General features: G+C 34.9%; 11 protein-coding genes. 7 read left to right on the top strand and 4 right to left on the bottom strand.

The window, feature by feature from the left end:
* Positions 1-4: 4 nt before the first annotated feature.
* From BUB48_RS05730 to BUB48_RS05715, 4 genes are read left to right on the top strand one after another with little or no spacing between them, the layout of a single operon-like run.
* Positions 5-886 carry a carbohydrate ABC transporter permease gene (locus BUB48_RS05730; protein ID WP_073025296.1) on the top strand — a complete coding sequence of 294 codons (882 nt, stop codon included), beginning with the start codon at positions 5-7 and terminating at the stop codon, positions 884-886.
* Positions 873-2147, top strand: coding sequence for an efflux RND transporter periplasmic adaptor subunit (locus BUB48_RS05725; RefSeq protein ID WP_073025295.1), 1275 nt, complete (start codon positions 873-875; stop codon positions 2145-2147). Before BUB48_RS05730 ends, BUB48_RS05725 begins: the two co-directional genes overlap by 14 nt.
* Positions 2148-2163: 16 nt before the next feature.
* On the top strand, positions 2164-3552 hold the full coding sequence (locus BUB48_RS05720) for an ABC transporter permease (protein ID WP_073025294.1): 1389 nt from the start codon (positions 2164-2166) through the stop codon (positions 3550-3552).
* Positions 3533-4630 carry an ABC transporter ATP-binding protein gene (locus BUB48_RS05715; RefSeq protein ID WP_073025293.1) on the top strand — a complete coding sequence of 366 codons (1098 nt, stop codon included), beginning with the start codon at positions 3533-3535 and terminating at the stop codon, positions 4628-4630. Before BUB48_RS05720 ends, BUB48_RS05715 begins: the two co-directional genes overlap by 20 nt.
* An 87-nt stretch (positions 4631-4717) precedes the next feature.
* Here BUB48_RS05715 and BUB48_RS05710 read toward each other — a convergent pair whose 3' ends face one another.
* On the bottom strand, positions 4718-4924 hold the full coding sequence (locus tag BUB48_RS05710; RefSeq protein WP_139249924.1) for a hypothetical protein: 207 nt from the start codon (positions 4922-4924) through the stop codon (positions 4718-4720).
* 16 nt (positions 4925-4940) lie between these two features.
* Positions 4941-5078 (bottom strand): hypothetical protein, encoded by a 138-nt coding sequence (locus BUB48_RS18030; protein ID WP_175548369.1) that lies wholly within the window; start codon positions 5076-5078, stop codon positions 4941-4943.
* Between the two features lie 202 nt (positions 5079-5280).
* Here BUB48_RS18030 and htpG point away from each other — a divergent pair, with 202 nt between their 5' ends.
* Together htpG and BUB48_RS05700 are read left to right on the top strand one after the other, a co-directional pair.
* A complete protein-coding gene (htpG, locus tag BUB48_RS05705; protein WP_073025291.1) occupies positions 5281-7158 on the top strand; it encodes a molecular chaperone HtpG in 1878 nt (625 codons plus the stop codon).
* A 78-nt stretch (positions 7159-7236) separates the two neighbouring features.
* A complete protein-coding gene (locus BUB48_RS05700) occupies positions 7237-7863 on the top strand; it encodes an HDIG domain-containing metalloprotein (protein WP_073025475.1) in 627 nt (208 codons plus the stop codon).
* A gap of 434 nt (positions 7864-8297) precedes the next feature.
* Here BUB48_RS05700 and BUB48_RS05695 read toward each other — a convergent pair whose 3' ends face one another.
* The gene (locus BUB48_RS05695; protein ID WP_073025290.1) at positions 8298-9281 is read right to left on the bottom strand and encodes a lipoate--protein ligase; all 984 of its coding nucleotides are present in this window, start codon (positions 9279-9281) and stop codon (positions 8298-8300) included.
* An 81-nt stretch (positions 9282-9362) separates the two neighbouring features.
* A complete protein-coding gene (locus BUB48_RS05690; RefSeq protein WP_073025289.1) occupies positions 9363-10697 on the bottom strand; it encodes a helix-turn-helix domain-containing protein in 1335 nt (444 codons plus the stop codon).
* A gap of 308 nt (positions 10698-11005) precedes the next feature.
* On the opposite strand from BUB48_RS05690, the gene BUB48_RS05685 reads away from it, so the two are divergent.
* Positions 11006-12688: an ABC transporter ATP-binding protein gene (locus BUB48_RS05685; RefSeq protein ID WP_073025288.1), complete on the top strand. Its 1683-nt coding sequence runs from the start codon at positions 11006-11008 to the stop codon at positions 12686-12688.
* The last annotated feature ends 17 nt before the right edge of the window (positions 12689-12705 follow it).

Below are 12705 nucleotides of genomic sequence, written 5' to 3'. Positions count from 1 at the left end.
AAGTATGAAAGGATTGAAGCCCAAGATGACAACTGCATTTCTCATGCTTATGGCTCTGCTGATGCTGTTTCCTCTGATTGTCACAGTGACAAACTCTTTTATGAGCAGTTCAGAGATAGCAGATAACTACAGCAGTTACGATGGGGAAACAGAGGAGAATAAGTTTTTTTCCATAAAGTTAATACCCAGATCTGTAACCATAAGACAATATTATGATGTGCTAATCGCTAAATCTAAGTTTTTGAGAATGTTTTGGAATTCTGTTTTTGTAGTTTTGCCTATTGTAGCAGGACAGGTCATCATATCCTCCATGGCCGCCTTTGTTTTTGCCAAGGTGAAATTCAAAGGCAGGGATTTTTTGTTTTTTATCTATATCATCATCATGATGATGCCTTTTCAGGTGACTTTGGTGCCCAATTACATTACCTTGGATTTGTTAGGTCTTATAGATAGATACTCAGCAATAATTTTTCCGGGAGTCTTCGGGGCTTTTGGAGTATTTTTGCTGAGACAGTTTATGATGACAATTCCCAATGAATATATAGAAGCAGCAAGAATAGACGGCTGTTCATTGATGCAGATTTTTTTCAAAATAGTTCTACCCATATCAAAAGGAGGCATTGCATCACTAGCCATATTATCCTTTATTGACAACTGGAACATGGTGGAGCAGCCTTTGATATTTTTGAAGGATGCCAATAAATATCCCCTTTCTATATATCTTGCCAATGTAAACAAAGGGGAACTAGGCATTGCTTTTGCTGCCGCATTAATATATATGCTTCCTATGCTGCTCATGTTTTTATACGGAGAAAATTATCTGGTGGAAGGTATTTCACATTCTGTCATAAATGATAAAGGAGTGGACCAGGTTGAACACATCTGAAATAAAAAAGCCTATATTGGACAGAAAGAAAAGAATATTGGATTTAGCCAAAGTTTTCTTTGGTGTCATCATATTTCTCACTTTTTTCTCCAAAAGCTTTTACAGCTGGACATTGCCTAAAGTCAGAACCGAGACCATAAGCTCCGGCAGTCTGGCTAAAGAAATAACGGGTAATGGCATTATCACAGCTAAGGAAAGGATAGAGCACTATGTGTCCGTAAGAGCTCAGGTAAAGGACATAAGGGTTAGCGTAGGCGATGAAGTAAAAAAAGGCGACGTTATTATGGTGATTGATAAAGGGGACTTGGAGAAGGAACTTGAGAGAAATAATATTGAACTATTAGAGCTTAAGCTTCAGTATGACAGGCTGGTATCTCATAGGGATTCATACTTGGTTAAAGACTATGAGAAAAGGATGAAGGAGCTGGAGGATGACATCTATTACAAAGAAAAGGATTATCTATTGTATAAGGAATTATATGAAAAGGGATTAGAGTCAAGGTACAACTATGAATTAAAGGAAAAAGATTATAATGATGTAAAGTCAAAGCTTGAGAATCTGAAAGAAGAATTGGAACGGGAGATGGAGAATAGCAGCAGGGATATTGAGGCTGCAAAGCTGGATATAATCAAGAAGGAACTGGATATACGAGATATAGAGGAAGATATTAAGAATTGCATTATTGTGGCTCCATCAGATGGCATTGTAAAAGAAATTAACTTCAAAAAAGGCATGATGGCATATGATTCAGTACCTGCGTATGTAATGGATAATATGAAGAGCGGTTTTGAGATGAAAGTGGATTTGAACAGTGAACTTTGCAAGTATATAAGCCTGGGAGATCAGGTTGAGATAAGGATTAAAAACCAGGGGAACAAGATCATAGATGGTGAAATAAAAGCCATAAGTGATAAGCAGAATGATTACCGCATAAAAATTGTGACAGTGGAATTGGAAGATGCAGATTTATCCGGGGGAGAAGCGGGGGAGCTGTATCTAAGGAAGAAAGTTGGTTCCTATGATGTTATAGTGCCCAGGTCTGCAGTTAAAAAGGACAGCCAGGGAGAATTTGTGTATGTATTGGAAGAGAAGGAAGGGCCCTTGGGCGTGGAATATTATGTGTTGAGGAAAAGTGTTACCATTGGGGATTCGGATAACAACTATGTTGGTTTGCGTTCAGGTTTGCTGGGAAATGAAACCGTGGTAGTTTACAGCAATAAGAGCCTGGATGATGGATGCCAAGTAATACTGGAAAAATAAAGCGAGGTGGAGGTGAATGAAAAAACAGGGTTCATATGCAATCATATTTGCTTTTATCTTTTGTATGATTCTTACAAGATCCATATATTTAAAATCTCAGGACGTTCATGGCAGTGTAGGATATGATTGCTTCACCATAAGGCTTAAGGGAGATTCACTGATAGAAAATGCTTTTGATGTAAGTGATATAGAAGAATTGGAAAGGACATTGAATCCGGAGCTTATGACTTGTTATGCCCTTGATAAAGGACAGGTGGCATGGGAGAAATCAAGAAAAGAAGCTGTCATATGCGGCATAAAAGGTGACTTCAACGAATTTTATAATATGAGAGTAAAAAGAGGCTCTTTTCTAAATGAAATTGATTATGACAATGAAAGCTATGTTGCAGTATTAGATGAAGAACTGGCAGCAAGCATCTTTGGTTCAGATGACATTATAGGCTTAGATGTAAAAATATTTGATAAAAAGTTTAAAGTCATTGGAATTACAGGTAATGATACTTCCATAGCCGGCAGGCTTATTGAGAAAGATTTAACATATGCATACATACCTTTGAACACAATGGATGATGCAAATGGAAGCTATAGTATTGCAAATATTGAGCTTAAAGCAGAGAAGGGTTCATTGGATAGATCCGTCATAGAGGATAAAATTACTTTGACTGGCAGAAATACTGATGATTTTTATATTGAGGATTGGAACAGCATAGGCATAATAAGCAGGCAGAGGTTTGACATATTGCTGTTTATCACAGGTATATATTTGATATGGAATCTGTTGCTTGTAATTTATGATATATCTGGAAAGTTTATAGCTCTTATAAAAAGCTATTTGAAAGAAAACTATTTTTCCGATGTAATCAAAATCATATGGGTAAAGTTTTTAATAGCCTTTGGAAAAACGGCAGGAATTTTAACCGCCATAATATTTATATGGAAAGAAATATCTTTTGATTTATATATATTACCGGAAAGATTTCCAGAAGATCCAACCAGCATAAGTGAAATTTTGGGGATTGGGAAAAAAGCCTTAATGGAAACTATCAGGACGGATTATTCTTATATGCATCATAATAACTTGATCATTAGCTTCTTGAATAAGCAGGGAAGCATGATTTTCCTTGTGGCTTTAATTTGCGAGATTTACATATTATTCTTTATGTTGAAAAACATAAGAGCTCATTATGGTAGTATGTTGGAAGCTGTGAAAGGATTGGGATTATGTTATGCAGTTTCAATTCTGCTGTCTTATCTTATCATTTATAGCATGGGTCTTCCTGTAGAGCTTTCTATTAAATCAATGATATTATTGTGGGCAGGATTTTTTACTATAGCTGTGGTTAAAGGAAGCAAATTTGTGGAGTCAGAAAGTGTGGGGGTAAAAAATGAGCAAGGTTGTGCTTAATAATGTAAATAAGATATTTGGCAATGGCTTTCATGCTGTTAAGAATCTGAACCTGAGCATAGATTCTCAGGAATTTGTGGTGCTGGTAGGACCTTCAGGCTGTGGTAAAACAACTATTCTCAGGATGATAGCGGGACTTGAGAAGATAACAGAAGGAGAGCTTTATATAGATGATAAACTGATGAATAATATTGAAGCTAAAGATAGAGATATTGCTATGGTTTTTCAGAATTATGCTCTTTATCCCCATATGTCCGTTTATGATAATATGGCTTTCGGATTGAAAATGAGGAAGGTAAACAAGAAGGAGATATATAATAAGGTCACTGAAACAGCAAAATCACTTGGAATAGATGACCTGCTTACGAGAAAGCCCCATGAGCTTTCAGGAGGACAGAGACAAAGAGTGGCTCTGGGGCGAGCTATCGTCAGAAACCCCAGAATATTTCTAATGGACGAGCCTTTATCAAATCTTGATGCCAAGCTGAGAGTACAGATGAGGGCAGAGATTGTAAAGCTTTACCATAAGTTGAACACAACATTTATATATGTTACTCACGATCAAACGGAAGCCATGACTATGGGGACTAAGATAGTAGTTATGAATGAAGGTGTTGTACAGCAGGTTGCTGATCCCCAGACCATATATGACAAGCCTGCCAATGTGTTTGTAGCTTCTACCATAGGAAATCCTCAAATGAATTTTATTGATGCCCGTGTGGCTAAAGAAGAGGGTGGCATATATCTGAGATTTGGAACCTTTAAGGTGAAGATGTCTGCTGATGTATCAGAATTGCTGCTGAAATCAGGATATATAGATAAAGAGGTAATAATGGGTATTAGACCTGAGAACATAATGCTTGATCAAGAAAACAAGAGAGAAGCTTTGTCATTGAAGTTAGAGCTTATGGAAAATTTGGGTTCTGAGAACATATTATATTTTGAAATTATGGACAGCAGCTTGGTGGTGAAGGCAGAGCCTAAATATAGGGGTGCCATAGGAAGTTATATGAATTTATACTTTGATGTGGATAAAATCCACATCTTTGATAAGGAAACAAAGGAAGCGGTCATTTGAAAATTTGACCAAAAATTATCCAAAGCAGCTTCATAATATGGCTAAAAACACAAGTGCAGCCTGATGCTGCACTTGTTTGTATGGAACTTATTGGGGGAAAATGTCTCTCCACATTCTTCTGTTGAATCTTATGCCTTCATAATCATCATTAAATACTTCGTCATCAAATTTTGTGAAGCTTGGATCGAAATCCAGGGTATAGAAATCTGCATCAAAAATTCTTTTCATGTGAGGATATTTGCTTTCATCATTTTCATCATATAGAATTTCATCTTCAAAATCCTTATACTTCAAGTCAACACCCCACTTTCTACTTATTGACATCATTATCCAAAACATCTCTTTTTGGTTTGGCATCATTTTTTAACTTTGCCATTACTAGGTCGCTATGACTTACTGCTTTTAAAGCTCCGTCAGGTAGCACATTGGGCAAGTTTTTCTGATCCATAATACCCCTCTTTCATTTTTTCAGTCGTTGGAGATATAATTAAAATCATATACTTTTTAACATCAAAATTTGTTATGCTATTCTGTACAGATTATTTTTTGCATCAAGAATCTCAATATACAATGTATTTTTTGATATGATTTGACAGTTGCAAAAAAATACTAAAATATTTAATGCAAAGAACTTTTTCGGAGGGGTGTATATGAACAGAGAGAGTGGAAGCATTTCAATTCAGACAGAGAACATATTTCCAATTATAAAGAAGTGGCTATACTCCGATAAGGATATATTTGTAAGGGAGCTTATAAGCAACGGAGTAGATGCTATAAATAAGCTCAAAAGACTGGCATCCATCGGAGAAGCGGAGATTTCTTCCGAGGAGAAGTTTGAAGTCAAAGTATCCTTCAATAAAGATGAGAAGACTATAAAGTTCATAGATAATGGTATAGGAATGACTGCCGAGGAGGTAAAGAAATATATCAATCAAGTAGCTTTCTCGGGAGCAAAGGAGTTCATAGAGAAATATAAGGACAAGATGGGAGAAGAGGCAGAAATAATAGGACATTTCGGACTAGGATTCTATTCAGCTTTTATGGTGTCCAAGAAAGTAGAGGTTGATACCCTGTCTTACCAATCCGGAGCAGAAGCTGTAAAGTGGATAAGCGAAGGTGGAACAGAATATGAGTTGACATCTTCAGAAAGAGCTTCAAGAGGGACCACCGTAACTCTTTATATAGATGAAGAGAGCGAAGAATTTCTTGATGAATATAAATTGAGGGGAATCATACAAAAACATTGTGCCTTTCTTCCTGTAAAGATATATCTGGAAGATGAGAAATTTAAAAAAGAAGGTGAAGACAGAAAACCTCTTAATGATATTAATCCTCTATGGCTTAAGAATCCTAAGGATTGCACCGAGGAAGAATATAAGGCATTTTATAGAAAAGTGTTTAATGATTTTAACGATCCATTGTTCTGGATACATCTATCGGTAGATTATCCTTTTAATCTCAAAGGAATACTTTATTTTCCCAAGCTTCGCCATGAGTATGAAATCAGCGAAGGGCAGATAAAGCTTTATAATAATCAGGTATTTGTAGCAGATAATATAAAGGAAATAATTCCGGAATTCTTAATGCTTCTGAAAGGTACAATAGATTGTGCAGATTTGCCTTTAAATGTATCCAGAAGCTTTTTGCAAAAGGACAGCAATGTAATTAAGCTCTCAAAACATATCACTAAGAAGGTTGCGGATAAGCTGACAGAGCTATTTGAAAAGGAAAGAGAAAAATACGAAGGCTTCTGGAAGGATATAAGCCCATTTATCAAATATGGTTCAATAAAGGATAGAAATTTCTATGACAAGATTAAAGATGTATTAATATTTAAGTCCATAAACGGAAATTATCTCACGCTGAATGAATACTTTGAAAAGACAGGCGGCAAAAAAGAAGGAGATAAGGAAGAAAACAAGATATTCTATGCCAGCGATGAGAAAAAGCAGCATCAATATATTAAGCTATTTAAGGATCAAGGTTTGGAGGCTGTTGTATTAGACTCGGTCATAGACAATCATTTCATAAGCTATCTGGAAATGTATGAGTTGAATGTGAAATTTTATAGGATAGATTCGGATTTGGCAGATAGCTTAAAGGATATAGAAACGGAAGGTAAAGAAGATAAAGCCAAAGAAGAAAAGCTTGTCGAAGAGGTAAAGAAAGCCTTAAACATTGAGAAATTGGAAGTAAAGCTTGAGAGGCTTAAAAATGATGAAACCCAGGCAGTGCTCTTAATGGCAGAACATGAAAGAAGACTCCAGGAAATGAGTGCCATGTTTGGCGCTGAGGAAATGAACAAAATGTTCAAGGGTGAAGAAACATTGATACTCAATAAGTCCAACAACCTTGTAAAAGCTTTGGGAAGCTTGATGGATAAAGAGGAAAAGAAAGAAGATTTCCAAATGATATGCAGCCATATATATGATTTGGCTCTTATGGGCAGCAGAGGATTAGATGGAGATAAGCTGGAAGCATTCCTAAAAAGAAGCGGTATGATCTTAGAAAGACTGGCAAACATATAATATGTAGAAACTTGCCTATTTGTGTTCTATTAAATATCAGGAGTTGATTTTTTGTATATTGCCTGGGAAATATTCAAAATGCTAGAAGAGCACTTGTTATTGGATGATAAGCCGTCGAAATTCTTGTCATATGAAGCAGAAGAAGCAGGCTATTTCGACAGACATCCTTTTACAATGTTGAAAAAATTAAAAGATATACCTCAATCACCGGAGCATCATCCTGAGGGAAATGTATGGAACCATACTTTGTTGGTGGTGGATGAAGCAGCAAAGAGGAAGGATGAAAGTGAAGATAAAAGGGCTTTCATGTGGGCGGCTTTGCTTCATGACATAGGAAAGGCTCCTGCCACCAGAATGAAGAAGGGTAGAATAGTTGCATATGACCATGACAAGATGGGGGCGAAGATGGCAGTTGAGTTCCTTGAAGCTCTGACAGATGACAGGGAATTGATTGGTAAGGTTTCAAAACTGGTCCGATGGCACATGCAGATTCTTTTTGTGGTGAAGGATTTGCCCTTTGCTGATTTGGAGAATATGATGAAGCAGGTTTCGTATAAGGAAGTGGCTCTGCTAGGAATCTGCGACAGATTGGGAAGAGGAGAATTGACCCAAGAGCGCATACAAAAAGAAAAGGAAACTGTGGAATTATTTGTCCGCAAATGCGAGGAAAGGTTGCGGTATAGCGGTTGTAGCTGTATGGAATAAGCATATGTGCAGTTGCACATATGCTTATTCTTTGGTTAGTGCAGTTTCCTAAAGTATAATAGTTGTTATCCTGAGCGTTAAGCTAAAGACCTTATTTGCAGAAGGAATATACTAATTCCTGTAGCAGGGTAGAAAACTTAAAGCCATGCGGCAATACGATAAAATCAAAGGGATATATGAGAGAGCATTAGAGTCACCAAAGTTAATAACCTGATGCGATATTATATATCCATTTCATTGGCTTTAGTCTCTACGATGGGTATATCGGATCCTTTAGTGTCTTTTAGTGTCCTCAATAAAGAACCCTCTGCGCTAATCCGTGGATACGGCCGTGCTAACTTGTGTTCCTCAAAGCGACCCAAAAGAATACCCTAATGCCAGAGACCAGCGGCTGGTGACTAGAGACAAGACCTAAGATGAATACACTAGGCTTGCTATAATATACAACTTACCAACTCATCCAGACTAATATTCTTGAAATAATTATCTATATTGACATCTTTCAGAGCATCTCTTATTTGGCTTTCTTCATATCGTTTGCCTTTGAGCAAGTTTTCTATTTCTTCCAGATTGTCGCTGCCGAAGAAGTCACCATAGAATTTAATGCTTTGGATTATACCATCCTTAACATTTGATAAAGTTTCTATTTTGCCATTGGCAAATCTTTTGGAGCGTCTTACATTGAACTCCGGTGATTCACCATAGTTCCATTCCCAAGTAATATACTTATTTTTCATTAAGGAATTTATGTTATTCAAATCCTTTTCAGTAAGTTGACCTTCTTTTAAATAAGTGTCTTCATCAAACATGTACTTTAGAAGCAGCTCTTTAAACTCCAAGACTGTTATGTCTCGGGGCAGATAATCTTTTATATTAGTGACTCTGGCTCTCACGGATTTAACACTTTTAGACTCAAACTTATCTTCAGATACCTTTAATGCTTTAGACAACACATCCATATTTGAGTTGAAAAGCAAGGTGCCATGATGAAGAAGTTTTCCGTGTTTTACCAATTGGGCGTTGCCGGAGAATTTCTTGCCATCTATAGTTATATCATTTCTACCGGATAATTCCGATTCTACCCCTAATTTTCTCAATGCCTTTATGATAGGTATAGTGAATTTGCTGAAATCATAATCAGCCTTTTCAATGCCTTTTATTATGAAGCTGTAATTAAGATTTCCCAGGTCGTGGTATACGGCACCGCCTCCTGTGATTCTCCTGACTATATTTATATTCTTTTCCTTAACATATTCGGAGTTTATTTCTTCTGACGTATTCTGATGTTTCCCTACAACTATTGTATTGTCATTCTGCCATAGGAGAACATAATTCTCATTATCATCTAGATTAAATAGATACTCTTCTAAAGCCAGGTTGAAATAAGGATTATTGCTTTCGTTTTTTATGTAAATCATATAATTCTCCTTTCCATAATTTTGTAATATTATAGCATAAGATATTATTCCTTTTGAACAATAAAAAAGCAGCACAAGCTGCTAAAAATAGATTTTGTTTTTTATTATGTCATTTTTCATATGGTTGGCTTCTTTCAGATAATTATATGCTTTTTCAAATTCTCCCATTTGATAATATATATCAGATGCAGATTCTAAAGCAAAAGCTAAAAGCCTTGAACTGCCAAACTTTTTCATTTTTTCTATGGCTGTAAGTATAGGATCAATTGATTTATTCAACTGTCCCAATTTGGAATATATAAGACCTTCATATACCTTGGTGCTCCACATCATAAGATAATCAAGTTTATGAGAGGCATAATCAGGATAAAATACATGTTTGATATTTTCTAAAGCTTCATCATACTTGCCTAAATAATATAATGCTTTTGCTTTTTCTCTATAATAGAAATATTCATGATGAGGAGCATTTACCTTTTTCATCTGTTCAAGATATTCCAATGCCTTATCATAATTTCCTATTGCATTTTCATGTACTACTTTTACAGAATATATATACTTCATGATCACCTTGTTTTCTGTAAAAACTGCAAATTGCTCTGCTTTTTCAATATTTATTTTGTAGTTCTCGTGATCACCTTGAATGTAGTTCATTACAGCTTTAGATCTATATAGCTCATCAGCCTTATAATAAACACCGGTAGTTTTTGAAATTTCCAATGCATCATCTAGGTACTTTGAGGTGACATCAAAATCTCCTATTGCGGAATAAAAGACAGATAGACCATGAAGCAACTCTATTTCAAAATGTATATCTCTGTTAGGGGATTTATCATATATTTCCTTTGCCTTTAGATATATATCTATGCATTTTCCATATTCAAAGTTTCTCCAATGCTCAGTTGTTGTTTCGGCATAAGATTTTGCTGCTTCTATATAAAAGTTGTTATTGAGGTATATTTCATATGCTCTGTAGAATAGCTTTACAGCTTCTGCAAGCTTATCCAATTCCATCATGCATTGGCCTTTTTTATATAATATGTCTCCCATAAGCTTGCTATTGTCGTACAGGGATGTTAAATGCTCCAATTCTTCTATACAGACCAATGCCTCTTTAAAAGCGTTGCTTTTTATTAATTCGTCTATTTTTTTCAGTTCATTTACAATATGATCATAGCTATCTTTATCATCATTATCATTTTTAACTAAATGGTCCGAGGATTCATCAATAAAGTATGATACAGGTTTATTTAACTTTTTTGCAATAAATTGAAGGCTTTTCATTGAGGGCATGGCAAGGCCGTTCTCAATTTGGCTCAACATGCTTTTTGTCATTTCCGGCTCAGCCAATTGAGCTTGAGTCATTTTTAGTTCTTTTCTAAGTTTTTTTATTTTGCTTCCTAAACTGGAATCCATATTATCACTCACTTTGCTTATTGTAGTTAAATTATATTATATTATTTGCGATATTGCAATAAACATGGCATTTGAGAAACTGTATAGCAAAGAAAGATTCAAAATAGTTAAACTCATATATTGACTTAAGCATATACTAAGAATATAATGAAGTAAAGTTTAATATTATTAAATATATATTTTAATATAATTTAATAATTAATTAAGGAAGTAGTCCTTGATATAATAAAAGGATTCTCAGTGAGAACGTATTTTTAAACATCAGGGAAAAGTTTAATATAATATGAAAATAACAGGGGGGCATTATAATGTATAAATATATGCTGAAACATAAGCTTTTGACTGTGTTTAATATAGCATTCACAATAATAGATTCTGCGTTAAATGTTGCATTAGCTTTAGTATTAAAACTATTGTTTGAGGCCGGTTCCTCTGGAAGTATTATAGAGCTTAGAAATGCAATTGTAGTATTTTCATTATATATTTTTGTATCTTCTATTGTCTGGATGATATTAAAAGCATTAAGGGCCAGTTTGTTAAGAAAATGCCTTACAGATTTAAAAAATCAGATTTTCACCAAAATAATTTATCGAAGTATAAATGTATTCAATGAAGAAAACAGTGCAAAGAGCATATCTTTATTGACGAATGATATAAACATACTGGAACAGGATTATTATACAAATCTGTTTGAATTGCTCACTAATCTGGTTGGTTTCATTATTGCTACTATAGCTTTGATAAGATTGAACATATACATAGCATTATTTATCTTTATTTTGGAATTGATTCCTTTAAGCATGCCCGTTGTATTTGGCAAATCATTAAGCAAGCATAAGAATAAATATTCTGATTCCATAGGATTGTTTACAGTAAAAATCAAGGATATTTTTTCCGGATTTGAGGTAGTTAAGGGTTTTAATATTGAAAAAAGGATATTGAAGGATTACAGTATATCTAACGGTGAAGCAGAGTTAGCAAGGTACAGATATAATATATTTGCCGGAATAACAGATTCTTTAGCTTTAGCTTTTGGTTTGATTATGTTTTTAGGCACTATTGGATTGAGCAGATATTTTGTAATAAATGGGAAGATGACCATAGGATATATGATCGCAGCGACACAATTGATGAATAACATTGTGAATCCTCTTGTAGCACTATCTTCAAGACTTAACCGATTAAAATCCACAAAACTAATTGAGGACAAAATAAATGATATTCTCAATAAAGAAGATGGAAGCGTTGAAGGAATAAGCAAGAATTCTTTTGATGATAAAATATGTTTTAATAATGTTTCTTTTTCCTATGACGGAGAAAAGAATGTATTAAAGAATGTCAACTTTACCATTGAGAAGGGCAGGAAATATGCAATCGTAGGAAACAGCGGCGGAGGGAAGTCCACTGTATTGAAACTTCTTTTGAGGTATTATGATAATTTTTCAGGAGACATACTAATTGACGGCATAGACAATAGGAACATAAAGGCTGAAGATTTATATAAGCTTGTAACCATCATTCATCAAAACATATACATGTTTGATAGCAGTATAAAAGATAATATTACCCTATTTGAAGGGTATGATGATACAGATGTAGAAAATGCCATCAAAAAAGCTGGTTTGGGTGCTTTGATTAATAAATTGGATCACGGAATAAACAGTGCTGTGGGTGAAAATGGTTGCAATCTGTCAGGAGGAGAAAAGCAGAGAATAGCCATTGCCAGAGCCATAATCAAGAATACACCTATACTTGTAATTGATGAGGCAACATCATCATTGGATAATGAAACGTCCTACAACATAGAAAATTCTATTTTGAACATACCTGATCTTACTTGTATTGTTGTTACTCATAAGCTGAATGAGGATATACTGAAAAGATATGATGAGATATTGGTTTTAAAAGACGGAACCTTGAGCGAGAAAGGTACTTTCGGTGAGCTGATGGGGAAAAAAGGTTTTTTCTACAACTTATATAATGTGGCATGAAGAAGTAACAAATGGGC

The sequence above is a fragment of the Lutispora thermophila DSM 19022 genome, assembly GCF_900142105.1.
Lineage (GTDB): Bacteria > Bacillota > Clostridia > Lutisporales > Lutisporaceae > Lutispora > Lutispora thermophila.
The sequence above is the reverse complement of the archived record's forward strand: the minus strand, read 5'-3'. Positions and strand labels throughout refer to the sequence as shown.